General features: G+C 68.2%; 23 protein-coding genes and 1 other RNA gene. 17 read left to right on the top strand and 7 right to left on the bottom strand.

What is annotated here, in order from left to right:
• Positions 1 to 146 precede the first annotated feature (146 nt).
• The 3 genes from rho to PKO50_RS29020 all read left to right on the top strand — a co-directional run bounded on the left by rho (position 147) and on the right by PKO50_RS29020 (position 4,026).
• Entirely contained in the window at positions 147 to 1,409 is a 1,263-nt protein-coding gene (gene rho / locus PKO50_RS29030) for a transcription termination factor Rho (RefSeq protein ID WP_089391030.1), read from the top strand.
• 105 nt (positions 1,410 to 1,514) lie between these two features.
• Positions 1,515 to 2,981, top strand: coding sequence for a 4-hydroxy-3-polyprenylbenzoate decarboxylase (gene ubiD / locus PKO50_RS29025; RefSeq protein ID WP_275627954.1), 1,467 nt, complete (start codon positions 1,515 to 1,517; stop codon positions 2,979 to 2,981).
• Positions 2,982 to 3,057: 76 nt separating this feature from the next.
• The gene (locus tag PKO50_RS29020) at positions 3,058 to 4,026 is read left to right on the top strand and encodes a CDP-6-deoxy-delta-3,4-glucoseen reductase (protein ID WP_275627953.1); all 969 of its coding nucleotides are present in this window, start codon (positions 3,058 to 3,060) and stop codon (positions 4,024 to 4,026) included.
• Between the two features lie 715 nt (positions 4,027 to 4,741).
• Here the strand turns inward: PKO50_RS29020 and PKO50_RS29015 are convergent.
• A complete protein-coding gene (locus PKO50_RS29015) occupies positions 4,742 to 5,644 on the bottom strand; it encodes a LysR substrate-binding domain-containing protein (protein WP_275627952.1) in 903 nt (300 codons plus the stop codon).
• 215 nt (positions 5,645 to 5,859) lie between these two features.
• Between PKO50_RS29015 and PKO50_RS29010 the strand changes: the two genes are divergently transcribed.
• The 7 genes from PKO50_RS29010 to PKO50_RS28980 all read left to right on the top strand — a co-directional run bounded on the left by PKO50_RS29010 (position 5,860) and on the right by PKO50_RS28980 (position 14,258).
• Positions 5,860 to 6,978: an ABC transporter ATP-binding protein gene (locus PKO50_RS29010; RefSeq protein ID WP_275627951.1), complete on the top strand. Its 1,119-nt coding sequence runs from the start codon at positions 5,860 to 5,862 to the stop codon at positions 6,976 to 6,978.
• A 15-nt stretch (positions 6,979 to 6,993) separates the two neighbouring features.
• On the top strand, positions 6,994 to 7,920 hold the full coding sequence (locus PKO50_RS29005; protein WP_089391025.1) for an ABC transporter permease: 927 nt from the start codon (positions 6,994 to 6,996) through the stop codon (positions 7,918 to 7,920).
• A complete protein-coding gene (locus tag PKO50_RS29000; RefSeq protein ID WP_089391024.1) occupies positions 7,920 to 8,726 on the top strand; it encodes an ABC transporter permease in 807 nt (268 codons plus the stop codon). Before PKO50_RS29005 ends, PKO50_RS29000 begins: the two co-directional genes overlap by 1 nt.
• Positions 8,727 to 8,751: 25 nt before the next feature.
• Positions 8,752 to 9,786, top strand: a complete 1,035-nt coding sequence (locus tag PKO50_RS28995; RefSeq protein WP_275627950.1) for an extracellular solute-binding protein — start codon at positions 8,752 to 8,754, stop codon at positions 9,784 to 9,786.
• Positions 9,787 to 9,941: 155 nt separating this feature from the next.
• Positions 9,942 to 11,399, top strand: coding sequence for an amidase (locus tag PKO50_RS28990; protein ID WP_275627949.1), 1,458 nt, complete (start codon positions 9,942 to 9,944; stop codon positions 11,397 to 11,399).
• Between the two features lie 25 nt (positions 11,400 to 11,424).
• Positions 11,425 to 12,726: a malonyl-CoA decarboxylase gene (locus PKO50_RS28985; RefSeq protein WP_109936438.1), complete on the top strand. Its 1,302-nt coding sequence runs from the start codon at positions 11,425 to 11,427 to the stop codon at positions 12,724 to 12,726.
• Positions 12,727 to 12,734: 8 nt separating this feature from the next.
• On the top strand, positions 12,735 to 14,258 hold the full coding sequence (locus tag PKO50_RS28980) for a malonyl-CoA synthase (protein WP_275627948.1): 1,524 nt from the start codon (positions 12,735 to 12,737) through the stop codon (positions 14,256 to 14,258).
• A 290-nt stretch (positions 14,259 to 14,548) separates the two neighbouring features.
• Here the strand turns inward: PKO50_RS28980 and PKO50_RS28975 are convergent, their stop codons facing one another.
• The gene (locus tag PKO50_RS28975) at positions 14,549 to 15,526 is read right to left on the bottom strand and encodes an NADPH:quinone oxidoreductase family protein (RefSeq protein ID WP_275627947.1); all 978 of its coding nucleotides are present in this window, start codon (positions 15,524 to 15,526) and stop codon (positions 14,549 to 14,551) included.
• Positions 15,527 to 15,685: 159 nt separating this feature from the next.
• On the opposite strand from PKO50_RS28975, the gene PKO50_RS28970 reads away from it, so the two are divergent.
• From PKO50_RS28970 to PKO50_RS28955, 4 genes are all read left to right on the top strand, one after another.
• Complete coding sequence (locus tag PKO50_RS28970; protein WP_089391018.1) at positions 15,686 to 16,093, top strand: flagellar basal body-associated protein FliL; 408 nt, start codon at positions 15,686 to 15,688, stop codon at positions 16,091 to 16,093.
• Positions 16,094 to 16,221: 128 nt separating this feature from the next.
• Positions 16,222 to 17,295, top strand: a complete 1,074-nt coding sequence (locus PKO50_RS28965; protein WP_275627946.1) for an HlyD family efflux transporter periplasmic adaptor subunit — start codon at positions 16,222 to 16,224, stop codon at positions 17,293 to 17,295.
• Complete coding sequence (gene rbbA / locus PKO50_RS28960) at positions 17,292 to 20,030, top strand: ribosome-associated ATPase/putative transporter RbbA (RefSeq protein ID WP_275627945.1); 2,739 nt, start codon at positions 17,292 to 17,294, stop codon at positions 20,028 to 20,030. Before PKO50_RS28965 ends, rbbA begins: the two co-directional genes overlap by 4 nt.
• Before the next feature lies 1 nt (position 20,031).
• A complete protein-coding gene (locus PKO50_RS28955) occupies positions 20,032 to 21,156 on the top strand; it encodes an ABC transporter permease (RefSeq protein WP_109935056.1) in 1,125 nt (374 codons plus the stop codon).
• Between the two features lie 325 nt (positions 21,157 to 21,481).
• Here PKO50_RS28955 and PKO50_RS28950 read toward each other — a convergent pair whose 3' ends face one another.
• The gene (locus PKO50_RS28950) at positions 21,482 to 21,937 is read right to left on the bottom strand and encodes an EVE domain-containing protein (protein ID WP_275627944.1); all 456 of its coding nucleotides are present in this window, start codon (positions 21,935 to 21,937) and stop codon (positions 21,482 to 21,484) included.
• A gap of 187 nt (positions 21,938 to 22,124) precedes the next feature.
• On the opposite strand from PKO50_RS28950, the gene PKO50_RS28945 reads away from it, so the two are divergent.
• Positions 22,125 to 22,256, top strand: a complete 132-nt coding sequence (locus PKO50_RS28945; protein ID WP_009615095.1) for a hypothetical protein — start codon at positions 22,125 to 22,127, stop codon at positions 22,254 to 22,256.
• A 1-nt stretch (position 22,257) separates the two neighbouring features.
• Here PKO50_RS28945 and PKO50_RS28940 read toward each other — a convergent pair whose 3' ends face one another.
• The 4 genes from PKO50_RS28940 to PKO50_RS28925 all read right to left on the bottom strand — a co-directional run bounded on the left by PKO50_RS28940 (position 22,258) and on the right by PKO50_RS28925 (position 23,640).
• Positions 22,258 to 22,899, bottom strand: coding sequence for a 5-formyltetrahydrofolate cyclo-ligase (locus tag PKO50_RS28940; RefSeq protein ID WP_109935058.1), 642 nt, complete (start codon positions 22,897 to 22,899; stop codon positions 22,258 to 22,260).
• 10 nt (positions 22,900 to 22,909) lie between these two features.
• Positions 22,910 to 23,088: non-coding RNA, 6S RNA (gene ssrS / locus PKO50_RS28935), on the bottom strand.
• 31 nt (positions 23,089 to 23,119) lie between these two features.
• A complete protein-coding gene (locus PKO50_RS28930; RefSeq protein ID WP_009615099.1) occupies positions 23,120 to 23,434 on the bottom strand; it encodes a cell division protein ZapA in 315 nt (104 codons plus the stop codon).
• Positions 23,431 to 23,640, bottom strand: coding sequence for a TIGR02449 family protein (locus tag PKO50_RS28925; RefSeq protein ID WP_009615100.1), 210 nt, complete (start codon positions 23,638 to 23,640; stop codon positions 23,431 to 23,433). Before PKO50_RS28925 ends, PKO50_RS28930 begins: the two co-directional genes overlap by 4 nt.
• A 172-nt stretch (positions 23,641 to 23,812) precedes the next feature.
• On the opposite strand from PKO50_RS28925, the gene PKO50_RS28920 reads away from it, so the two are divergent.
• Both PKO50_RS28920 and pepP read left to right on the top strand, forming a co-directional pair.
• Complete coding sequence (locus PKO50_RS28920; RefSeq protein WP_109935059.1) at positions 23,813 to 24,367, top strand: UPF0149 family protein; 555 nt, start codon at positions 23,813 to 23,815, stop codon at positions 24,365 to 24,367.
• Between the two features lie 9 nt (positions 24,368 to 24,376).
• Positions 24,377 to 25,711 carry a Xaa-Pro aminopeptidase gene (gene pepP / locus PKO50_RS28915; RefSeq protein WP_275627943.1) on the top strand — a complete coding sequence of 445 codons (1,335 nt, stop codon included), beginning with the start codon at positions 24,377 to 24,379 and terminating at the stop codon, positions 25,709 to 25,711.

Below are 25,711 nucleotides of genomic sequence, written 5' to 3'. Positions count from 1 at the left end.
TTGTTTTACGTTGTCCCCTGCAAGCCGTCGCCGACGCACTTCCTATTCGAATTTCCAAGCGATCCTGTCGTCACTCTGCGGCACGGCATTAACGAGCTCACATGCTTGTTTCCCCTTTTCTCATATCTATCTAACACCTCCTTCTTATGAATCTGACCGAACTCAAGCAAAAGCCGATTGCCGAATTGCTGGAAATGTCCGATGCCATGGGCCTGGAAAACATGGCCCGTTCGCGCAAGCAGGACATCATCTTCGCGCTGCTGAAGAAGCACGCGAAAAGCGGCGAGGAAATCTCCGGCGACGGCGTGCTGGAGATTCTCCAGGATGGCTTCGGCTTCCTGCGCTCCGCCGACTCCTCGTACCTGGCAGGCCCCGATGACATCTACGTCTCGCCCAGCCAGATCCGCCGCTTCAACCTGCGCACCGGGGACACCATCGTCGGCAAGATTCGCCCGCCGAAGGAAGGTGAGCGCTACTTCGCCCTGCTCAAGGTCGACTCGATCAACTTCGATCGCCCGGAGAACGCGAAGAACAAGATCCTGTTCGAGAACCTGACCCCGCTGTTCCCGACCAAGCGCCTGACCATGGAGGCCGGCAACGGCTCCACCGAGGACCTCACCGGCCGGGTGATCGACCTCTGCGCGCCGATCGGCAAGGGCCAGCGCGGCCTGATCGTCGCCCCGCCGAAGGCCGGCAAGACCATCATGCTGCAGAACATCGCGGCCAACATCACCCGCAACAACCCCGAGTGCCACCTGATCGTCCTGCTGATCGACGAGCGCCCGGAAGAAGTGACCGAGATGCAGCGCACCGTGCGCGGCGAAGTGGTCGCCTCCACCTTCGACGAACCGCCGACCCGCCACGTGCAGGTCGCCGAGATGGTGATCGAGAAGGCCAAGCGCCTGGTCGAGCACAAGAAGGACGTGATCATCCTGCTCGACTCCATCACCCGCCTGGCGCGTGCCTACAACACCGTGATCCCCAGCTCCGGCAAGGTGCTCACCGGCGGTGTCGACGCCCACGCCCTGGAGAAGCCCAAGCGCTTCTTCGGCGCCGCGCGCAACATCGAGGAAGGCGGTTCGCTGACCATCCTCGCCACCGCGCTGATCGAAACCGGCTCGAAGATGGACGAGGTGATCTACGAGGAATTCAAGGGCACCGGTAACTCGGAGCTGATCCTCGACCGTCGCATCTCGGAAAAACGCGTGTTCCCGGCGATCAACATCAACCGCTCGGGCACCCGTCGCGAAGAACTGCTGACCGGCGAGGAAGAACTGCAGCGCATGTGGATCCTGCGCAAGATCCTGCACCCCATGGACGAGATCGCCGCGGTGGAATTCCTGCTGGACAAGCTCAAGCAGACCAAGACCAACGACGAGTTCTTCGACTCGATGAAGCGCAGCAAGTAAGCGCCGTTGTCTGCCACGAGGCCGGGGAAACCCGGCCTTCGTGTTTCTGCGAAGTGGTGTTAAAGGCTAAACTGTCGCATCTTCGCCTACGCCATCGAGACTTCCATGCAGTATCGCGACCTGCGCGAGTTCATCGCCGCCCTGGAGCAGCGCGGCCAGCTCAAGCGCATCCAGGTGCCGGTGTCCCCGGTGCTGGAAATGACCGAGGTGTGCGACCGCACCCTGCGCGCCAAGGGCCCGGCCCTGCTGTTCGAGAACCCCACCGGCTTCGACGTGCCCGTGCTCGGCAACCTGTTCGGCACCCCCGAGCGCGTGGCCCTGGGCATGGGCGCCGAGGACGTTTCCGAGCTGCGTGAGATCGGCAAGCTGCTGGCCTTCCTCAAGGAGCCGGAGCCGCCCAAGGGCCTGAAGGATGCCTGGAGCAAGCTGCCGATCTTCAGGAAGGTCATCAGCATGGCGCCCAAGGTGCTCAAGGACGCGCCCTGCCAGGAAGTCATCGAGGAAGGCGAGGCCGTCGACCTGGGCAGGCTGCCGGTGCAGACCTGCTGGCCCGGCGACGTCGCGCCGCTGATCACCTGGGGCCTGACCGTCACCCGCGGGCCGAACAAGGAACGGCAGAACCTGGGCATCTACCGCCAGCAGGTGATCGGCCGCAACAAGGTCATCATGCGCTGGCTCAGCCACCGCGGCGGCGCCCTGGACTACCGCGAGTGGTGCCAGAAGCACCCGGACCGGCCCTACCCGGTGGCAGTGGCCCTGGGCGCGGACCCGGCGACCATCCTCGGCGCCGTGACGCCGGTGCCCGACACCCTCTCCGAATACGCCTTCGCCGGCCTGCTGCGCGGCCACCGCACCGAGCTGGTGAAGTGCATCGGCAGCGACCTGCAGGTGCCGGCCAGCGCCGAGATCGTCCTGGAAGGGGTGATCCACCCCGGCGAGCTGGCCGACGAGGGCCCCTACGGCGACCACACCGGCTACTACAACGAGGTGGACCGCTTCCCGGTGTTCACCGTCGAGCGCATCACCCGCCGCCGCAAGCCGATCTACCACAGCACCTACACCGGCCGCCCGCCGGACGAGCCGGCGATCCTCGGGGTGGCGCTGAACGAAGTCTTCGTGCCCATCCTGCAGAAGCAGTTCCCCGAGATCACCGACTTCTACCTGCCGCCCGAAGGCTGCTCGTACCGCATGGCGGTGGTGACCATGAAGAAGCAGTACCCCGGCCACGCCAAGCGCGTAATGCTGGGCGTGTGGTCGTTCCTGCGACAGTTCATGTACACCAAGTTCGTCATAGTCACGGACGATGACATCGATGCGCGGGACTGGAACGACGTGATCTGGGCGATAACCACGCGCATGGACCCCAAGCGCGACACCGTGATGATCGACAACACGCCGATCGACTACCTCGACTTCGCCTCGCCGATCTCCGGCCTGGGCTCGAAGATGGGCCTGGACGCCACCCACAAGTGGCCCGGCGAGACCAGCCGCGAGTGGGGCCGCGCCATCGTCAAGGACGAGGCGGTGACGCGCCGCGTCGACGAGCTGTGGGCCAGCCTGGGGATCGACTGATGCACGGCGCCCTTCGTAGGAGCGAGCCTGCTCGCGAATGTCCGGCCGCGCAGGTTCGCGACAGGGAGGCGAAGCCGTGCGTGTGACCCTGCAACCCTCCGGCGCCCAGCTCGAACTGCGCCCGGGCGAGCGCATCCTCGACGGCGCGCGGCGCCTGGGCTTCGACTGCCCGCAGAGCTGCCGCAACGGCAACTGCCACGTCTGCGCCGCGCTGCTGGTGGAAGGCAGCGTGCGCCAGGACGGCGAGGTGCGCGACCACGGCGAGCTGTTCACCTGCCTGGCCGAGCCGCTGGAAGACTGCGTGCTGCTCTGGGATGGCGTGCTCGCCCCCGGCGAGCTGCCGGTGCGCAAGCTGGCCTGCCAGCTGACCCTCTGCGAGGCGGTGGGCGGCGACGTCTGGCGCGTGCGCCTGCGCGCCCCGGCCGGCAAGCCGCCGCGCTACCACGCCGGGCAGTACCTGCTGGTAGAGCGGGGCGACGGCAACAGCTCGGCTTTCTCCCTGGCCTCGGCGCCCCACGAGGGGCGCGACCTGGAGTTGCACATCCTGGCGCGGGAGAACAGCGCCATCGAACTGCTCGGGCAACTGCAGCGCGAGCGCATCGCCCGCGTGCAGCTGCCCTTCGGCGACGCCCACCTGGCCGAGCTGCCCGACGGCCCGCTGGTGCTGATCGCCGCCGGCACCGGCATGGCGCAGATGCACAGCCTGATCGAGCACTGCCGCGCCCAGGGCTTCGCCCATCCGGTGCACCTGTACTGGGGCGTGCGCCGGCCCGAGGACTTCTACGCGCTGCCGCACTGGGACGAATGGAAGGGCCTGGCCAACCTGCACCTGCACAAGGTGGTCAGCGACCTGTGCGGCTGGCAGGGCCGCTGCGGCCTGCTGCACGAGGCGGTGTGCGAGGACTTCCCCGACCTGGGCCGCCTGACGGTCTACGCCAGCGGCTCGCCGGCGATGGTCTACGCCACCCTCGACGCCCTGGTGGCCGCCGGCATGGACGCCCACCAGATGCGCGCCGACGTGTTCGCCTACGCGCCACGGGATTAAGGCAAGCGGGCCCTGCCCGCGATTCGCGCGCAGGGCGCGCTCCTACATGGGGCACGGTGCTGGGGCAATCCGTAGGAGCGGATCTCATCCGCGAATCGCACCGGAGATGACGGTTATCGCGGAGAAGCTCCGCTCCTACGGGTGGGAATGCCATGCCTCACAGCAACCTGTAGGAGCGGGCCCTGCCCGCGATTCGCGCGCAGGGCGCGCTCCTACATGGGGCACGGTGCTGGGGCAATCCGTAGGATCTCATCCGCGAATGGCGCCGGAGATGACGGTTATCGCGGAGAAGCTCCGCTCCTACGGGTGGGAATGCCATGCCTCACAGCAACCTGTAGGAGCGGGCACTGCCCGCGATTCGCGCGCAGGGCGCGCTCCTACATGGGGCACGGTGCTGGGGCAATCCGTAGGAGCGGATCTCATCCGCGAATGGCGCCGGAGATGACGGTTATCGCGGAGAAGCTCCGCTCCTACGGGTGGGAATGCCATACCTCACAGCAACCTGTAGGAGCGGGCCCTGCCCGCGATTTGCGCGCAGGGCGCGCTCCTACATGGGGCACGGTGCTGGGGCAATCCGTAGGAGCGGATCTCATCCGCGAATGGCGCCGGAGATGACGGTTATCGCGGAGAAGCTCCGCTCCTACGGGTGGGATGCCATGCCTCACAGCAACCTGTAGGAGCGGGCCCTGCCCGCGATTCCGCGCGCAGGGCGCGCCTACAACGGCAATGCCGAAGGAAACTCCGCGGCAAGGGTTTGCGCCAGCCACTCGCCGAACCACTCGATGTCGGCGCTGCTCGGCCCCGGCGGGATCAGCAGCTGGTAGCTCTCCAGGCGCACCTGGTTCGGCAGCGGCCGCACCAGCGCGCCGGACTCCAGCTCCCTGCGCACCAGCACGTCGTTGGCCAGGGCGATGCCGGCGCCGGCCTCGGCCATGGACAGCGCGTGGTCGTTGCTGACGTAGAGCACGTCGGGGCTGACGCGGATGTCCAACTGGTTGGCGGCGAACCAGGCGTTCCACCATTCGCCGTCGTGGACGTGGATCAGTTCGTGGCGCACCAGCTCTTCGGCGCTGCCCAGCGGGCCGTGGGCCGCCAGGTAGGCCGGCGAGCACACCGGGAACACCTGCGGGTGGAGCAGGGTGGCGCAGCTCTGCGGGTACTGCCCGGGCATGCCGTAGACGATGCCCAGGTCGGCGCTGTTGCCGTCCACCTCGGTGAAGGTCGGGTTCGGCTCGATCGCCACCTTCAGCCCCGGGCGCTGCTGGCGCAGGGCTTCCAGGTGCGGCATCAGCCAGCGCTTGGCGAAGGCCGGCACCACCAGGATCTTCAGCCAGCGCGCCGAGCCGCCGGGGGCCAGTTCGCGGCTGGCCTCGGCGATCTGCTGCAGCGCCGTGGCTATCTTCGCGTAGTAGCGCTGGCCGGCGGGCGTCAGGCTGACCCCGCGCGGCGTGCGCTCCAGCAGCTGCACGCCCAGCCAGTCCTCCAGCAGGCGCACGTGGCGGCCGATGGCCGGCTGGGTCACGTGCAGCGCCTTCGAGGCGGCGACGTAGCTGCCCAGGCGCGCCGCCGCCTCGAAGGCGCGCACGGCGTTGAGCGGCGGCAGGCGGGGCAGGGACATGGGCGGCTCGCAGGCTGTTAATTTATTTAATAGCGAATGTAAGAAAATTGAGCTTTTTGCTCAACTGCAATCTGGCCACACTCGGCCCCAGCAGCCTCACCATAAAACCAGCCGGTCACCGGCACACGCTGCAGCGCTTTCCCCATTCCTGCCACAACAAATACAAGTCCCCGTGCGCACCAGCGCCAGCGGGGGAGGGAACCGGAGGTACATCCATGAGTGCCCTGCACGGCCTGCAGACGGCCGCCGTCTCCATTCGATCGGTGCGCAAGGTCTACGGCGACCCGGACAGCGGCCCGGTGGCGCTGAAGAGCGTCGACCTGGACATCCGCGACAACGAATTCTTCACCCTGCTCGGGCCCTCCGGCTGCGGCAAGACCACCCTGCTGCGGATGATCGCCGGCTTCGAGTTCCCCACCGCCGGCGAGATCCTCCTCTACGGCGAGAACATCGCCGACCGCGCGCCCTACGATCGCCCGGTCAACACGGTGTTCCAGCACTACGCGCTGTTCCCGCACATGACCATCGCGCAGAACCTGGCCTTCGGCCTGGAATCGCACCCCATGGGCCAGCGCCTGGGCAAGGCGGCGGTCGCCGAGCGGGTGCGCGAGATGCTCGCCCTGGTGCAGATGGAGCGCTTCGCCGAACGCCGCCCCACCCAGCTTTCCGGCGGCCAGCAGCAACGCGTGGCCCTGGCCCGCGCGCTGGCCCCGCACCCCAAGGTGCTGCTGCTCGACGAGCCGCTCTCGGCCCTGGACCTGAAGCTGCGCCAAGCCATGCGCGAGGAGCTCAAGGCGATCCAGGCCAAGACCGGGATCACCTTCATCTTCGTCACCCACGACCAGGAAGAAGCCCTGACCATGTCCGACCGCATCGCCGTGCTGGCCGAGGGCGAGGTGCAGCAGGTCGGGCGCCCGGCGGACATCTACGAGCAGCCGCGCAACCGCTTCGTCGCCGACTTCATCGGCGAGACCAACTTCCTCCCGGCGCAGGTCGACGAGATCGCCGACGGCCAGGCGCTGTTCCGCATCCCCGGCGGCCGCACGCTGCGCGCGGCGAGCCGCGAGGGCCTGCGCCCGGGCGCCGAGGTGACGCTGTCGATCCGCCCCGAGCGCCTGCGCCTGGTCGACGCCGAGGACCCGCAGGCCACGCCCTGCACCCTCGCCGAGCAGATCTACCTGGGCACCGACCTGCAGTACCAGGTCAGCCTCGCCGACGGCACCCGCCTGCGCGTGCGCACGCCCAACAGCGCCGGGCAGAGCCAGCGCTTCGCCCCGGGCGAGCGCCTGGGCCTGCAGTTCGACCGCGACAGCGCCAGCGTCCTGCTGGACTGAGCCGAGGAGCGCGCCATGTCTTCCCTCACCGTACGCCCCGGCAACGCCCTGGAGCGGCGCCGGGCCCTGGGCAACCTGCTCGGCGTGTCGCCGGCGCTGCTGGCCATCGGCCTGTTCCTGGTGGTGCCGATCCTCATCGTCGTCGCCTACTCGCTGATGCAGGCCAACCCCTATGGCGGCGTCAACCACGTGTTCAGCAGCGACGCCTACGTCTCGCTGCTGTTCGAGCGCCAGCTGGACGACAGCCTGGCCTTCGCCGATTCCTACCTGGTCATCGCACTGCGCTCGCTGGGCATCGCCGCGGCCACCACCGCCATCACCCTGCTGGTGGGCTTCCCGGTGGCGGTGTGGCTGGCCATGCAGCCGGCCAGCCGCCGCGGCCTGCTGATCTTCCTGATCACCGTGCCGTTCTGGGCCAACCTGCTGATCCGCACCTACGCCTGGATCCTCCTGCTGCGCGGTACCGGGGTGATCAACAACGGCCTCATGGGCCTGGGCCTGATCCACCAGCCGCTGCCGCTGCTGTACAGCGACGGCGCGGTGCTGCTGGGCCTGGTCTACACCTACGCGCCCTTCGTGGTGCTGCCGATCTATTCGACCCTGGAGAAGATGGACATGCGCCTGCTGGAAGCCGCCCAGGACCTCTACGCCGGGCGCCTGCGCACCCTGCGCAAGGTGGTCCTGCCGATCGCCCGGCCGGGCATCCTGGCCGGCGCCATCCTCACCTTCGTGCCCTGCCTGGGCGCGATGATCGCCCCCGAGCTGCTCGGCGGCGGCACCAAGATGATGCTCGGTAACCTGATCTTCCGGCAGTTCGCCGACGCCCGTAACTGGCCCTTCGGCGCCGCCCTGTCGCTGGTGCTGATGGCGGCGGTGATGCTCGCCCTGACCTTCTACGCCATGCGCGCCGAGCGCCTGCGCGTGGCCCGGGGAGGTGTGTGATGCTGGCCCTGTTGCGCAAGCGCCGTCTCGGCGTGCAGGACTTCCCCGGCTTCGGCGGTTTCAGCCTGCTGTTCTACCTGTACCTCTACGCGCCCATCGTGGTGCTGGTGATCTACTCGTTCAACGCCAACCAGTCCGCCACCGTGTGGACCGGCTTCAGCCTCGACTGGTACCGCGCCGCCTTCGCCAACCAGGCGCTGCGCAGCGCGGCCGGCAACAGCCTGCTGATCGCCGTGTGCGCCAGCGCGATCGCCACCGCCATCGCCACCCTGGCCGCGCTGGGCACCTCGCGCGGGGCGAAGTTCAAGGGCATGCGCCTGTCCATGGGCACCATCATGCTGCCGCTGGTGCTGCCGGAGATCGTGGTCGGCGTCGCCACCCTGGCGCTGTTCTCCAGCCTCGGCGTGTCGCTGGGCTATGGCAACCTGATCATCGCCCACACGGTGTTCTGCATTCCCTTCGCCTACCTGCCGATCCGCGCCCGCCTGGAGGACATGGACCTGTCCCTGGAGCAGGCCGCCGCCGACCTCTACGCCGGGCCCTGGCGGACCTTCCGCAAGGTCACCCTGCCGCTGCTGATGCCGGGGATCTTCTCCGGGCTGATGCTGGCCTTCATCGTCTCGCTGGATAACTTCGTGATCTCGATGATGGTCTCCCAGGCCGGCACCACCACCTTGCCGATCTTCATCTTCGGCCTGCTGCGGATGGGCGTCACCCCCGACGTCAACGCGGTGTCGACGCTGATCCTCGGGGTATCCGTGTTCTTCGTCAGCCTTTCCTACCTGCTCGGCAAAGCCAAAGCCTGAGCGCCACGCCACTACGGGAGTCAACATGAGCAAGTCGATCGCAGTCATCGCCGCCACCCTGTCGCTGGGCCTGGCCGGCGCGGCCAACGCCGCCGGCCAGGTCAACGTCATCAGCTGGAGCGGCTACTTCTCGCCGCAGATCCTGGAGAAGTTCGAGAAGCAGACCGGCATCAAGGTCACGGTGGATTCCTACGACTCCAACGAGACCCTGCTGGCCAAGCTCAAGCAGGGCGGCAGTGGCTACGACGTGGCCATCCCCTCGCACCAGTTCGTGCCGATCCTGGTCCACGAGAACCTGCTGGAGCGCTTCGACCCGGCCCAGCAGCCGTACTACGCGAACATCGTCGACAACCTGCGCAAACCCACCTGGGACCCGGAGGGCGGCTACTCGGTGCCCTTCATCTGGGGCACCACCAGCGTGGTCTACGACACCGCCACCTACAAGGGCCCGGCCGACAGCTACTCGCTGCTGTTCCAGCCGCCGCAGGAGCTGCAGGGCAAGATCAACATGCTCGACTCGGTCAACGAGGTGATGGACACCGCCAGCCTCTACCTGGGCATCCCGCTGTGCAGCGAGGACCCGAAACAGGTGCAGCAGGTGCTGAACCTGCTCAAGGCGCAGAAGCCCTTCGTCAAGACCTACAGCTCCAAGGCCGGCTCGGTGCGCGAGAACCTCGCCTCCGGGGAAACCTCGATGTCGCTGTTCTGGGGCGGTTCCTCGCTGCGCGCCCGGGAGATGAAACCGAGCCTGAAATACCTGTACCCCAAGGAAGGCGTGATGGCCTGGGTGGATAACCTGGTGATCCCCAAGGGCAGCAAGAACCCCGAGGCGGCCCGGCAGTTCATCGCCTTCATGAGCCAGCCGGAGAACTCGGCGCTGACGCAGAACTTCCTCAAGCACCAGAGCCCGATCAAGGGCACCGACGCCTTCCTCGACCCGAGCCTGAAGGATGCGCCCGAGCTGCACATCCCCGAGGGCACCAAGGTGGTCTTCAGCAAGACCTGCGGCGAGGGCGCCATCCGCCTGGCCGACCGGCTGTGGACCAACCTGATGCGCTGACCGAAGGCGCTGGCCCCCGCGTTCGCGGGGGTGACGGGGTGGGGCAGGGCGCCGGAAGGCGCCGTGGCTTCGCTCGTCCCGTCAAAGCTCCATCCCCTGAATCGTTCCGTCATTCCCGCGAACGCGGGAACCCAGAAGACAAAAGGCCGCGCCACATGAGCCAGAACCCCAACCTCAGCCCCCTCGTCCAGCTCCAGGCCCACGAACTGGCGCAGCTCATCCGCCTGCGCCAGGTGTCCTGCCGCGAGGTGATGGGCGACTACCTGGCGCACATCGAGCGCTTCAACCCGGCGGTCAACGCCCTGGTCAGCCTGCAACCGGCCGAAGCGCTGCTGGCCCAGGCCGACGCGCGCGACGCCGAGCTGGCCCGCGGCGAGTACCGCGGCTGGATGCACGGCCTGCCCCACGCCATCAAGGACCTGTCGCTGACCAAGGGCATCCGCACCACCCTCGGCTCGCCGCTGTACCGCGACTACGTGCCCGAGCGCGACGGCATCATGGTCGAGCGCATCCGCGCCGCCGGGGCGATCCTCATCGGCAAGAGCAACACCCCGGAATTCGGCCTCGGCTCGCAGAGCTACAACCCGCTGTTCGGTTCCACCGGTTGCGCCTACGACCCGGCCCGCACCGCCGGCGGCAGCAGCGGCGGCGCGGCGGCGGCCCTGGCCCTGCAACTGGTGCCGGTGGCCGACGGCAGCGACATGATGGGCTCGCTGCGCAACCCGGCGGCCTTCAACAACATCGTCGGCTTCCGTCCGTCCCAGGGCCGCGTGCCTTTCGACGACGCCGCCGACCTGTTCTGCGACCAGCTCGGCTACGAAGGCCCCATGGGCCGCAGCGTGCGCGACGTGGCCCTGCTGCTGTCGGTGCAGGCCGGGGCGGACGCCCGCGCGCCGCTGTCCATCGCCGAATCCGGCAAGGCCTTCGCCGGCCCGCTGGAGCGCGACTTCAAGGGCGCGCGCCTGGGCTGGCTGGGCGACCTCGGCGGCCACCTGGCCATGGAGCGCGGCGTGCTGGAGCTGTGCCAGCGCTCGTTCGCCGACTTCCAGGCCATCGGCTGCGAGGTCGAGCCCTGCGAGCTGGGCTTCCCCGCCGAACGCCTGTGGGACTGCTGGCGCACCCTGCGCCACTGGTTCGTCGCCGGCTCCCTGGGCGCGGCCTACGCCGACCCGGCCAAGCGCGCGCTGCTCAAGGAAGAGGCCTGCTGGGAAGTGGAGAACGGCCTGCGCCTGTCGGCCATGGAGGTGTTCCAGGCCACGGTGGCGCGCAGCGACTGGTACCGCGCCATCCAGCGCCTGTTCGAGCGCTACGACTACCTGCTGCTGCCCAGCGCCCAGGTGTTCCCCTTCGACAAGCACCTGCACTGGCCGAAGGAAGTCGCCGGCCGCGCCATGGACACCTACCACCGCTGGATGGAAGTGGTGATCCCCGGCACCCTGTCCGGATGCCCTGTCGCCAACGTGCCGGTAGGCTTCAATGAACAGGGCCTGCCCATGGGCCTGCAGATCATCGGCCGGCACCAGGCCGACATGGCCGTGCTGCAACTGGCCCATGCCTACGAGCAGGCCACCCAATGGTACCGGCGCTGCCCGCCGCCGCTGCTGGCGCAGTGAGGCGCGCGCCGAAGAAGGAGGTTCGATGAACGTCAGCTTCTTCCAGGAACTGCTGCAGAGCATCAGCGAACGCGGTCGCCAGCTGCTGGAGTCCCGCGAGCCAGTGCCGATCAGCGCGGCGTCGCTGGTGGAGGCCAGCCGCCGCCTGCTCTCCGGCCACGGCGAGGCCTCCGGCGTGGCCCTGGCGCGGCAGGTGCTGTGCGCCTACCGCGACTGCCCGCCGGAACAGCAGAAGGCCTTCTTCGACAACCTGCTCAACGACTTCGCGCCGCCCGCCGAGGCCCTGGCCGACGCCTGCCGGCGCTACCTGGAAAACCCCGGCGCGGAGCAGGTCACCGCGCTGTTCGAGGCCTGCGAGCCGCCGCGCCAGGAACTGTTCCGCCGCCTCAACCAGGCCCCCGGCGGCACCGCTGAGCTGATCGCCATGCGCCGCCTGCTGCTGCAGGAGCTCAAGGCGCGGCCGCAACTGGCGGCGGTGGACCACGACCTGCAGCACCTGCTGGCCTCCTGGTTCAACCGCGGCTTCCTGGTGCTGCGGCGCATCGACTGGTCGACCCCGGCGGCGATCCTGGAAAAGATCATCCGCTACGAGGCGGTGCACGCCATCAAGGACTGGGACGACCTGCGCAGCCGCCTGCAACCGGCCGACCGCCGCTGCTTCGCGTTCTTCCACCCGGCGCTGCCGGAGGAGCCGCTGATCTTCGTCGAGGTGGCGCTGACCCGGCAGATGCCCGCCGCCATCGCCGAAATCCTCGAACAACCCGGCGAGGCCGCCGATGCGCCGGATACCGCGGTGTTCTATTCGATCAGCAACTGCCAGGAGGGCCTGCGCGGCATCTCCTTCGGCAACTTCCTGATCAAGCAGGTGGTGGAGGAACTGGCTCGCGAAGTGCCCGGCCTCAAGCAGTACGTCACCCTCTCGCCGGTGCCCGGTTTCCGCCGCTGGCTCGACAGCCAGGCCGAGCGCCCCGAGGTCGCCGAATGCCTGAAGGCGCTCAAGCCCGACGCGCCGCCGCCCCCGCGCCTTGAACAGCCGCTGCTGGCGCTGGCCGCCGAATACTTCCTGCAGGCCAAGAATGCCCAGGGCCTGCCGCCGGACCCGGTGGCGCGCTTCCACCTGGGCAACGGCGCCCGCCTGGAGCGCCTGAACTGGCGCGGCGACCTCTCCGCCGGCGGCCTGCGCCAGGCCGCCGGGCTGATGGTCAACTACCGCTACGAATTGCGTCAGATCGAGAAAAACCACGAAGCCTACGCCAACCAGGGCACGGTGATCGCCGCCAACGAGGTCAAGCGACATCTCGCCCCACCGGCCAAGCCCCGCCGCTAGGAACCGCCATGAACCAGAGCCTTTTCGCCGCCGTCGGCGAGCACCTGCCCGAAGACCTCAACAAGCCCTTCCTCCGCACCCCGGATGGCGGCGGCTACAGCTATGCCGAGATGCTGCGCAGCAGCGCGCAGTTCGCCCACGCCCTGGTGGAACTGGGCGTGCAGCCGGGCGACCGCGTCGCCGTGCAGGTGGACAAGAGCCCCGAGGCGATCATGCTCTACCTCGGCACCCTGCGCGCCGGCGCCGTCTACCTGCCGCTGAACAGCGGCTACACCAGCGAGGAGCTGAGCTACTTCCTCGGCGACGCCGAACCCTCGCTGTTCGTCTGCACCCCGGCCTTCGAGGAGCAGGCCAAGGCCCTGGCCGAACAGTGCGGCGTGGCCCGCGTGGCGACCCTCGGGCAGCACTGCGAAGGCAGCCTGATGCGCCACGTGGAAGGCAAGCCGGCGCGTTTCGCCGACGTCGCGCGCAGCCGCGACGACCTCGCCGCCATCCTCTACACCTCCGGTACCACCGGGCGCTCCAAGGGCGCCATGATCAGCCACGGCAACCTGGTCTCCAACGCCCGCGCGCTGGTCGAGGCCTGGGGCATCACCAGCGCCGACTGGCTGCTGCACGCGCTGCCGATCTTCCACATCCACGGCCTGTTCGTGGCCATCAACAGCCTGCTGATGGCCGGCGGCTCGCTGCTCTACACGGAGAAGTTCGACGCCGCCGAAGTGCTGCGCCTGCTGCCCCAGGTGAACCTGCTGATGGGCGTGCCGACCTTCTACACCCGCCTGCTCGACCAACCGGGGCTGACCCGCGAGGCGGTGGCGCACATGCGCCTGTTCGTCTCCGGCTCGGCGCCGCTCACCGCCGAGACCCACAAGGCCTTCCGCGAGCGCACCGGGGTGGCCATCCTCGAGCGCTACGGCATGACCGAAACCGGCATGAACACCTCCAACCCGCTTGATGGCGAGCGCATCGCCGGCACCGTCGGCTTCCCGCTGCCGGGCGTGGAGTTGCGCATCACCGACCCGGCCGAGAAGGAGGCGAAGCTGCTGCCGCAAGGCGAGCCGGGGATGATCGAGGTGCGCGGCCCCAACGTGTTCCGCGGCTACTGGCGCATGCCGGAGAAGACCGCCGAGGAACTGCGCGGCGACGGCTTCTTCATGACCGGCGACATCGGCTTCATCGACGACAAGGGCTACGTGCAGATCGTCGGGCGCAGCAAGGACATGATCATCAGCGGCGGCTACAACGTGTACCCGAAGGAGCTGGAACAGATCATCGACACCCTGCCCGGCGTGGCCGAATCGGCAGTGATAGGCCTGCCGCACCGCGACTTCGGCGAAGGCGTGACGGCGGTGGTGGTGGCCAGGCCCGGCGAGGCGCCGAGCGAGGCGGACATCCTCGCCGGCCTGGACGGTCATCTGGCGCGCTACAAGCAACCCAAGCGGGTGGTGTTCGTGGACGCGCTGCCGCGCAACGTAATGGGCAAGGTGCAGAAGAACCAGCTGCGCGAGCGCTTCAAGCAGCTGTACGCCTGAGCGCAGGGCGGATAACGGCTCTTCGTAGGAGCGAGCTTGCTCGCGAACAGTGCTCGCCTGTGAGCTCGGTGTATTGGATGGACTCCGCAACCCTCTCCCCAGCCCTCTCCCTTCAGGGAGAGGGGGCTATCCGTGCCGCTGGTGGTTTTCGTGCCATCCGGCAACACCGGCGTGGCCGACGAGCGCCGATATCACACTTCACACCGAACGGTCCCCTCTCCCTTCAGGGAGAGGGTTAGGGAGAGGGAACGAGGCCCATCCCCCACACCGCTACATCAGGCCGAACACCCTCAGCGCACCTGCACCACCACCTTCCCGACAGCCCTCCGCTGCCCCAGGTGATCGATCGCCTCCCCAGCCTTCTCCAACGGATAGGTCTGCGAAACCAACGGCTTCAACTTGCCCTCCGCGAACCACTGGAACAGCTGCTGGAAGTTCGCCGCGTTGTCCTGCGGCTGGCGCTGGGCGAAGGCGCCCCAGAACACGCCGACCAGGGAAGCGCCCTTGAGCAGCGGCAGGTTGGCCGGCAGCGAGGGGATGGTCCCGCTGGCGAAGCCGACCACCAGCAGGCGGCCGTTCCAGGCGATGCTGCGGAAGGCTTCCTCGAACATCTCGCCGCCCACCGGGTCGTAGATCACGTCCACGCCCTGGCCGCCGGTGATTTCCTTGAGCTTGTCCTTCAGGCTGCCCTCGCTGTAGTTGACCAGCACGTCGGCTCCCGCTGCCCTGGCCACTTCCAGCTTGGCGTCGCTGCTGGCCGCGGCGATGACCCTGGCGCCCATCGCCTTGCCGATCTCCACCGCCGCCAGGCCCACGCCGCCGGAGGCGCCGAGCACCAGCAGGGTCTCGCCCGGCTGCAGGTTGCCGCGCTGCTTGAGCGCGTGCATCGAGGTGCCGTAGGTCATGCCGAAGGCGGCCGCGGTGGTGAAGTCCATACCCGCCGGGATCGGCAGCACGTTGTAGGCGCCCACCGCCACCTGCTCGGCGAAGCTGCCCCAGCCGGTCAGGGCGATGACGCGGTCGCCGGGCTTGACGTGGGAAACCTTTTCGCCCACCGCGGCGACCACGCCGGCGGCCTCGCCGCCCGGGGCGAAGGGGAAGGGCGGCTTGAACTGGTACTTGCCCTCGATGATCAGGGTGTCGGGGAAGTTCACCCCGGCGGCGTGGACGTCCAGCAGCACCTCGTTCTTCGCAGGCGTCGGGCTGGCGATTTCTTCCAGCACCAGGGTTTCGGCGGGGCCGAAGGCTTTGCACAGCACGGCTTTCATCGGGGGTGTACTCCTTTCGTGTAATGCCCGGCAGTGTAGGAGTGGTAGGGCGGGGGGCAAATCAGTATGGTCCCGGCTTATGCCGCTGCATAACCGCCGGGCTTGGGCCGCGCGCCCGGTATGGCTATGCTTGCCGGCATCGTGCATGGAGAAGTCGCCTTGAAAGCCCTGATCGCCCTGACCCTGATGCTGTTCCTCGCCCCCGTGATGGCCTCGGAGGAGGAAGCCAAGCCGGAAGACGCCAACAAGCCGTTGTTCGTCGACCTCACACCGGCCCTGGTCGGCAACTACGGCAGCGGGCCGAAGCTGAAGTACTACAAGGCCGACATCGCCCTGAAGGTCACCGGCAAGGAGGCCGAGGAGAAGGTCGAGCACCACGAGCCGCTGATCCGCAACCAGTTGATCATGCTGTTCGCCCAGCAGACCGACGAGACCCTCGGCAGCGTCGAGGCCAAGGAGAAACTGCGCCAGGAGGCGCTCAAGCAGGTACAGACGGTCCTCAAAGAAGAGGAAGGGAAGCCACTGGTGGACGATCTGCTGTTCAACAACCTGATCGTGCAGCCCTGAGACGGAGCAGGTTTCGCCCGTTATCCAGGTCTTTTCGGGCAGCTCTGACCTGTATCAAGGCCTTTTCCCCTCCCTTCGCTGAAGATCCCTACAAGATCGCTCGGAATGAGCGTTGATCAGGGGGTACGATGAAGGGTAATTCGAAACGCTGGCTGTTCCGTGGCGGCGTGCTCGCCGCCTGCGCGGTGGTCGCCGCCCTGGCCTGGCAGACGCTGAAGCCGAACGGGCTGGGCGAGGGTTTCGCCAGTGGCAACGGGCGCATCGAGGCCACCGAGGTGGACGTGGCCACCAAGCTGCCCGGCCGCGTGGCCGAGATCAAGGTGGACGAGGGCGACTTCGTCAAGACCGGCGAAGTGGTCGCGCGCATGGACACCCAGGTGCTGCAAGCGCAGCTGGCCCAGGCCCAGGCCGAGGTGCGCCAGGCGCAGAACGCCAAGCTCACCGCCGAATCCGTGGTGACCCAGCGCAACAGCGAGAAGAGCACCGCCGAGGCGGTGGTGGCGCAGCGCCAGGCCGAGCTCACCGCCGCGCAGAAACGCTTCACCCGCACCGAGCAGTTGGTCAAACGCAACGCCCTGCCGCAGCAGCAACTGGACGACGACCGCGCCGTGCTGCAGAGCGCCCAGGCCGCGCTGTCCGCCGCGCGCTCCCAGGTGATCTCGGCCCAGGCCGCCATCGAGGCCGGGCGTTCCCAGGTGATCGAGGCGCAGTCGGCCATCGAGGCCGCCACCGCCAGCGTCGCCCGGCTGCAGGCCGACATTGACGACAGCCTGCTGCGCGCCCCCCGCGACGGCCGCGTGCAGTACCGCGTGGCGCAGCCCGGCGAGGTGCTGGCCGCCGGCGGCAAGCTGCTCAACATGGTCGACCTGACCGACGTCTACATGACCTTCTTCCTGCCCTCCGCCCAGGCCGGCCGCGTGGAGCTGGGCCAGGAGGTGCGCCTGGTGATAGACGCGGTGCCGCAGTACGTGATCCCGGCCAAGGTCTCCTACGTCGCCAGCGTCGCCCAGTTCACCCCCAAGACCGTGGAGACCGCCAACGAGCGCGAGAAGCTGATGTTCCGCGTCAAGGCGCGGCTGGACCCGGCGCTGCTGGAGAAATACATCACCTACGTGAAGACCGGCGTGCCGGGCATGGCCTACCTGCGCCTGGACCCTGAGGCGCAATGGCCGGACCACCTGCAGATCAAGGTCCCGCAATGAGCGCCCGGCACGGCGCGGTGGCCAGCCTGGCCGGCGTCTCGTTGCGCTACGGGCAGACCCGCGCGGTGGACGACGTCAGCCTGGACATCCCGGCCAACCGCATGGTCGGCCTGATCGGCCCGGACGGCGTCGGCAAGTCCAGCCTGCTGGCGCTGATCGCCGGCGCGCGCAAGCTGCAGGACGGCCAGGTGCACGTCCTCGGCGGCGACATGCGCGACGCCCGCCACCGCCGCGCGGTGTGCCCGCGCATCGCCTACATGCCCCAGGGCCTGGGCAAGAACCTCTACCCGACGCTCTCGGTGTTCGAGAACGTCGACTTCTTCGGCCGCCTGTTCGGCCACGACAAGGCCGAGCGCGAGCGGCGCATCGCCGACCTGCTGCACAGCACCGGCCTTGCGCCCTTCGCCGAGCGCCCGGCGGGCAAGCTCTCCGGCGGCATGAAGCAGAAGCTCGGGCTGTGCTGCGCGCTGATCCACGACCCCGACCTGCTGATCCTCGACGAGCCCACCACCGGCGTCGACCCGCTGTCGCGCAACCAGTTCTGGGAACTGATCGGGCGCATCCGCGCCGGCCGCGAGGGCATGAGCGTGCTGGTGGCCACCGCCTACATGGAGGAGGCCGAGCGCTTCGACACCCTGGTGGCGATGGACGAGGGCAAGGTGCTGGCCACCGGCACTCCCGCCGAGCTGCGCGAGCGGACCGGCACCCACAACCTGGAGGCGGCCTTCGTCGCCCTGCTGCCCGAGCGCAAGCGCGCCGGCCACCACGCCCTGGTGATCCCGCCGCGCCAGCACAGCGAAGGCGCGCCGCAGATCGCCATCGAGGCCGAGGGCCTGACCTGCCGCTTCGGCGACTTCGTCGCGGTGGACCACGTCAGCTTCCGCATCGAACGCGGGGAAATCTTCGGCTTCCTCGGCTCCAACGGCTGCGGCAAGTCCACCACCATGAAGATGCTCACCGGCCTGCTGCCGGCCAGCGAGGGTAGCTGCGCACTGTTCGGCCAGCCGGTGAACGCCAAGGACATGGACACTCGCCGCCGCGTCGGCTACATGTCCCAGGCCTTCTCGCTGTATGCCGAGCTGACGGTGCTGCAGAACCTGGAACTGCACGCCAGGCTGTTCCACCTGCCGGCCGAGGCGATAGGCCCGCGGGTGGAGGAGATGCTCGCGCGCTTCGACCTCGGCAAGGTCCGCGACGAGTTGCCCGACAGCCTGCCGCTGGGCATCCGCCAGCGCCTGTCGCTGGCCGTGGCGGTTATCCACAAGCCGGAGATCCTTATCCTCGACGAGCCCACCTCGGGCGTCGACCCAGTGGCCCGCGACGGCTTCTGGCAGCTGATGGTCGAGCTGTCGCGGCGCGACGGGGTGACCATCTTCATCTCCACCCACTTCATGAACGAGGCCCAGCGCTGCGACCGCATCTCGCTGATGCACGCCGGCAAGGTGCTGGACAGCGACATCCCGCAGGGCCTGATGGACAAGCGCGGGCTGCCGACCCTGGAGGCGACCTTCATCGCCTACCTGGAAGAGGCCGCCGGCAGCGCCGCGCCGCCGCCCGAGCCGCCGGCGCCGGCCAGCGTCGGGCAGGCGCCGCACAAGCCGCAGCGCCAGCGCTTCAGCCCGCTGCGCCTGTTCAGCTATGCGCGGCGCGAATCCATGGAGCTGCGCCGCGACCCCATCCGCCTGACCCTGGCGCTGCTGGGCACGGCGCTGCTGATGTTCATCATCGGCTACGGCATCAACATGGACGTCGAGGACCTCTCCTACGCCGTGCTCGACCGTGACCAGACCACCACCAGCCAGGCCTATGCGCTGAACATCGCCGGCTCGCGCTACTTCATCGAGCACCCGGCGATCCGCGACCCCGACGACCTCGACCGGCGCCTGCGCAGCGGCGAGCTGAGCCTGGCGGTGGAAATCCCGCCGCACTTCGGCCGCGACCTCAAGCGCGGCGACGACCCGGCCATCGGCGTGTGGATCGACGGCGCCATGCCCACCCGCGCCAACACCGTGCAGGGCTACGTGCAGGGCCTGCACAGCAGCTACCTGGCCGACCTGGCCCGGCAGAGCGGCAACGCCGAGGCCAGCGCGGCGGCCAGCACCGAGGTGCGCTACCGCTACAACCCCGACGTGGAGAGCCTCAAGGCCATGGTCCCGGCGGTGATCCCGCTGCTGCTGATCATGATCCCGGCGATGCTCACCGCCCTGGGCGTGGTGCGCGAGAAGGAGCTGGGCTCGATCACCAACCTCTACGTCACCCCGGTGACGCGCCTGGAGTTCCTGCTCGGCAAGCAGCTGCCGTACATCGGCATGGGCATGGTCAACTTCGTGCTGATGCTGGCCATGGCGGTGCTGTTGTTCCGTGTGCCGCTCAAGGGCAGCCTGCTGGCCCTGAGCCTCGGCGCGCTGCTGTACGTGATCACCAGCACCGGCCTTGGCCTGCTGCTGTCGACCTTCATGAAGAGCCAGATCGCCGCGGTGTTCGGCACCGCCATCGCCACCATGATCCCGGCCATCCAGTTCGCCGGGCTGATCCACCCGGTGTCCTCGCTGGAGGGCGCGGCGGCGCTGATCGGCAAGCTCTACCCGACCACCCATTTCCTGGTCATCAGCCGCGGCGCCTTCTCCAAGGCCCTGGGCCTGGCCGACCTGTGGCCGTACTACCTGCCGCTGCTGGCGGCCATCGGCGTGCTGACGCTGTTCAGCGTGCTCCTGTTGAAGAAGCAGGAGGACTGAGATGCGCAAGCTGGCCAACATCTTCAACCTGGGCATCAAGGAGTTCCGCAGCCTCGGCCGCGACTACGCGATGCTGATCCTGATCGCCTGGGCCTTCACCCTGGGCGTCTACAGCTCCGCCACTGGCGTGCCGGAGACGCTGCACCACGCGCCCATCGCGGTGGTCGACGAGGACCAGTCGCAGCTCTCCTCGCGCATCGTCAACGCCTTCCAGCCCCCGTACTTCCGCCCGCCGGAAATGATCGGCCACGCGCAGATGGACCGCGGCATGGACACCGGCCTGTACACCTTCACCCTGGACATCCCGCCGGACTTCCAGCGCGACGTGCTGGCCGGCCGGCAGCCGGCGATCCAGGTCAACGTCGACGCCACCCAGACCGCCCAGGCCTTCTCCGGCGCCGGCTACATCCAGAACATCGTCGCCACCGAGGTGCGCGAGTTCGTCAGCCGCTACCGCGCCGAGCCGAGCATGCCGGCGGAGCTGGCGGTGCGCATGGAGTTCAACCCGAACCTGACCCAGGCCTGGTTCGGCGCGGTGATGGAGGTGATCAACCAGATCACCATGCTGTCGATCATCCTCACCGGCGCGGCGCTGATCCGCGAGCGCGAGCACGGCACCGTCGAGCACCTGCTGGTGATGCCGCTGACCGCCTTCGAGATCATGCTGGCCAAGGTCTGGTCCATGGGCGTGGTGGTGCTGGCGGCGGCCGCGCTGTCGCTGCAGCTGGTGGTGCGCGGCTGGCTGGACGTGCCGATCAGCGGCTCGGTGGCGCTGTTCCTGCTGGGCGCGGCGCTGCACCTGTTCGCCACCACCTCCATGGGCATCTTCCTCGGCACGGTGGCGCGCTCGATGCCGCAGCTGGGCCTGCTGGTGATCCTCACCCTGATGCCGCTGCAGATCCTCTCCGGCGGCACCACGCCGCGCGAGAGCATGCCGGAGCTGGTGCAGAACATCATGCTGTTCGCCCCGACCACCCACTTCGTCAGCCTGGCCCAGGCCATCCTGTTCCGCGGCGCCGGGCTGGCCATCGTCTGGCCGCAGTTCCTGGCGATCATCGGCATAGGCGCGGCATTTTTCTGTGGGGCGTTGTGGCGGTTCCGCAGGACCATTTCGCAGATGGCGTAGGGGGCAGGTGCCCCGGGGGCGAACCCGGAGCGCGCCGGCAGTGAAGGTCAGGCGGCGTATAACGCGGAGCGTTATACGCCCTACGCCCGGCCTGTCTTCGTAGGAGCGGACGATTGCCCCGACCCCCGCAGCGGCACGGAAACCGTAGGGCGCATAACGCCTACGGCGTTATCCGCCAATGGTCCCGGGCACCGCTGTTCGGCCGGCGGCGGATAACCGCGAACGGTTATTCGCCCTACGGTCGAGCACGGACGTAGGAGCGGACTCCGTCCGCGATTTGCCGATCGCCGGCCGGTGGCCAGGAGGATTTACAGCCGAGCGCGCTTCAGCGCTTGGCCAACCCGAGAATGATCTTCCACTGCTCCTCGCTCACCGGCATCACCGACAAACGGCTGCCGCGCTGCACCAGGGCCAGTTCCTCCAGCCCGGCGGCGGCCCGGAGGGTGGCCAGCGGCAGCACTTCCCTGAACGCCTCGACGAAACTCACGTCCCGCGCGCTCCAGGGGTTCTTCTCGGCGCTGGCCTTGGCGTCGTGGTAGGGGCTCTGCGGGTCCAGCGCGGTGGGGTCGGGGTAGGCCTCGCCCTCGATCCGGCCGATGCCGGCCACGCCCGGCTGCGGGCAGCTGGAGTGGTAGAAGAAGAGCAGCTCGCCGGGCTGCATGTTGCGCACGAAGTTGCGCGCCTGGTAGTTGCGCACGCCATCCCAGCGCGCCTTGCCCAGGCGCTGCAGGTCGTGGATCGACAGTTCGTCGGGTTCGGATTTCATCAACCAGTGCGGCATGATCCTTGCTCCAGTTTCGCCGTTTTTGTGGGAAGTGGCTGACTCCGACGACTGGACCAGGCATGGAATTGCGAGACGCTTTCCATTGTCGGAGAATGCCGCCGTTTTTCAGCTTGGCACGCGCCGGACGGACCAAAAACCACCGCCGGCCATCGTTGACAGTTTGCCTGGAAGGGGGAGGCAATCGATGAAGCGTAAGCCCGATCTGTTGTGGGTGCTGGTGATCCTGTTCGGCCTGGGTGTCGTCACCACCGGTTACACCCAGAGCCTGTGGGACCGCCAGGGCGAGGTTCCGGTCCAGGTGACCAAACAGCCCTGATTCACCCCGCCGGGCGCCGCAGGGAACGCGGCGCCTGTGCGAGCGCGCCGTACCAGCCGGCGTCGCTGACGATGCCCTGCAGCGGCACATCCCAGCTGGCCAGGTCCAGCCTGTCCACCTTCTGGCATTCGTGCGCCAGGCCCAAAAGTGTCGGTTTGCGCCAGATTTTGCGCCTGCCCAGGTACGCCAGGGTGCGGTCGTAGAACCCCTTGCCCATCCCCAGGCGCCCACCCCGTTCGTCGAAACCCACCAGCGGCAGCAGCACCAGGTCCAGCGCCCAGGGCTCGCGCTGGCGGCCGCGGTCCGGCAGCGGCTCGGCGATGCCGTAGCGGTTGTTCCGCCAACGCTCGCCGTTGCCGACGCGCTGGAAGGTCATGTGGGTGTGCGGCCAGCGGCTGAGCACCGGCAGGTAGGTGGCCTTGCCGCGTTTCTGCGCGGCCTTGAGCAGCGGGCGCGGGTCGATCTCGCCGTCGGCGGGCAGGTACAGGGCGATGTGGCGGGCGCGGCGGAACAGCGGGTGTTGCGCCATGCGGCGCTGCAGGTCGCGGGCGGCCTGGCGTTGCTGTTGCGCGCTGAGCTGGCGGCGGGCCTGGCGCAGCAGGCGGCGCAGGGCAGCGCGGGAAAGGTCTTGGGCGTGGATCATGGCAGGAGGAAAGCTCCCCGGACATGCCGCTGTCGGGTTAGCCCTTGAACCCGAAAGTTCAAGGTGGCGGTTGCAGTAGGCTTTAAGGCTTTCCGTCGTGCGGACATGCACACCAGCCCAACTGGCAACCTCCGTTGTTGCGATTATCGGCTCAGGGACATCACCGACTGGCCAACACACCAGGGAGCGTGGCCAGTATACCCCAGGGTTTTCTCCGGGGTCAGTCTTCCCGCCCGGGCTGATCGGTGGTAAGGGCGCGGTCCACGCGTTCGAGCAGCTCGCGCACGCGCTCGCGAGTGGAGCTGTGCTCGTTGTCCATGCGCTCCTGCTTGTGCAGCAGGTCGTGGGTGATGTTCAGCGCGGCCATCACGGCGACGCGGTCGGCGCCGATGACCTTCCCGCTCGAGCGGATCTCGCGCATCTTGCTGTCCAGGTAGCGCGCGGCGCTTTCCAGGTTGACGCGCTCCTCGGCGGGGCACGTGATGCAGTATTCCTTGTCGAGAATCTGCACGTTCAGGGTGTTCGTCTGGCTCATGAGTCCTGCTCCAGGGCTTTCAGGCGCAAAATCATCGCTTCGACCTTGTGGCGCGCCAATTCGTTCTTCTCGATCAGATGAGCGCGCTCCTCGCGCCAGCTCTTCTCGTTGGCCCGCAGCAGCCGGTTCTCCGCCTTGAGCTGTTCCAGGCGCTGGAGCAGGAGGTCGAATTTGGCGATCAGCGTTTGCAGGTCGGCGTCTTCCATGGGCTCTCGCTTGGGCAAGGGGATGACCGGAAACTATACAGGGTGCGGCAGCGCACCGGGCTGCCCGACACGCCGTCGCATGGTCTGAGCGCGCCCGGCGGTGCTAGGATAGCCACTCTCATTCTATGCATAGCGCCTGGTGGCGCCTAGCGTCGATATTCAGGTCCCGCGCATGTCCACAGTAAATTCCGCCTACACCGCTTTCGCCAACCTGCTCGCCGAGGCGGCCCTGCCGATCTCGCCCGCGGAACTGCACGGCCACCTGCTCGGGCGCGTCTGCGCCGGCGCCGGCTTCGACCAGGGCGAGTGGCTGCAGGCCGCCGCCGAACTGCTCGGCGGCGAACTCAGCGAACGCCTGCAGGCAGCCCTGGGCGGCCTGCTGGGCATGGTCCAGCAGGACCTGAGCGCCGGCGAGATGGCCGTGGTGCTGATGCTGCCCAACGACGACGCCCCGCTGGCCGAGCGCGCCCAGGCCCTGGGCCAGTGGTGCCAGGGCTTCCTCGCCGGTTTCGGCCTGGCGCTGCGCCAGGCCAGCCTGTCCGACGAGGCCGACGAAGTGCTCCAGGACATCGCCGCCATCGCCCAGGTCCAGGGCCAGCTGGAAGAGTCCGAGGACGGCGAGACGGACTACATGGAAGTCCAGGAATACCTGCGGGTCGCCCCGCTGCTGCTGTTCTCCGAATTCGGCAAGGTGCCGGCGCCGGCCGACAAACCCTCCCTGCACTGAGGTAGCTGCATGATCCGTATCGCCAAACCGGAATACGCCCGTCGGCGCAAGGCGCTGATGGCGCAGATGGAGCCCAACAGCATCGCCATCCTGCCGGCGGCGCCGATGTACATCCGCAACCGCGACGTCGAGCACGTCTACCGCCAGGACAGCGACTTCCAGTACCTCACCGGCTTCCCCGAGCCGGAAGCGGTGATGGTGCTGATCCCCGGCCGCGAGCATGGCGAATACGTGCTGTTCTGCCGTGAGCGCGACCCCGAGCGCGAACTCTGGGACGGCCTGCGCGCCGGCCAGGACGGCGCGGTCAGGGATTTCGGCGCCGACGACGCCTTCCCCATCGGCGACATCGATGACATCCTCCCCGGCCTGATCGAGGGCCGCGACCGCGTCTACTACGCGCTGGGCGCCAACCCCGAGTTCGACCGCCGGCTGATGGACTGGATCAACGTGATCCGCTCCAAGGCCCGCCAGGGCGCGCAGCCGCCGAACGAGTTCGTCGCCCTCGACCACCTGCTGCACGACCTGCGCCTGTACAAGAGCGCCGGCGAAGTGAAGGTGATGCGCTACGCCGCCGAGGTTTCCTGCGGCGCCCACATCCGCGCCATGCAGGCCTGTCGGCCGGGGCTCTACGAATACCACCTGGAGGCCGAGCTGGAATACGCCTTCCGCCTGGGCGGGGCGAAGATGCCGGCCTACGGCTCGATCGTCGCCACCGGGCGCAACGCCTGCATCCTGCACTACCGGGAGAACGACGCGCAGATCAGGGACGGCGACCTGATCCTGATCGACGCCGGCTGCGAGATCGACTGCTACGCCAGCGACATCACCCGCACCTTCCCGGCCAACGGCAAGTTCAGTCCCGAGCAGAAGGCCATCTACGAGCTGGTGCTGGAGGCCAACATGGCCGCCTTCGACTACATCGCCCCCGGCCGCCACTGGAACGAGGCCCACGAGGCCACCGTGCGCGTCATCACCGCCGGCCTGGTGAAGCTCGGCCTGCTCAAGGGCGACGTCGACGAACTGATCGCCAGCGAAGCCTACAAGGCCTTCTACATGCACCGCGCCGGCCACTGGCTGGGCATGGACGTGCACGACGTCGGCGAGTACCGCGTCGGCGGCGAATGGCGCGTGCTCGAGCCGGGCATGTCGATGACCGTCGAGCCGGGTATCTACATCGCGCCGGACAACACCGACGTGCCGAAGAAATGGCGCGGCATCGGCGTGCGCATCGAGGACGACGTAGTGGTGACCAAGAATGGTTGCGAAGTGCTGACCAACGGCGTGCCCAAGACCGTCGCCGCGATCGAGGCGCTGATGGCCGAAGCCAAGGCCCAGGCGGCCTGA

The organism is Pseudomonas sp. 273, assembly GCF_029201425.1.
Lineage (GTDB): Bacteria > Pseudomonadota > Gammaproteobacteria > Pseudomonadales > Pseudomonadaceae > Pseudomonas > Pseudomonas delhiensis.
This window is presented reverse-complemented; position numbering and strand designations above follow the sequence as displayed.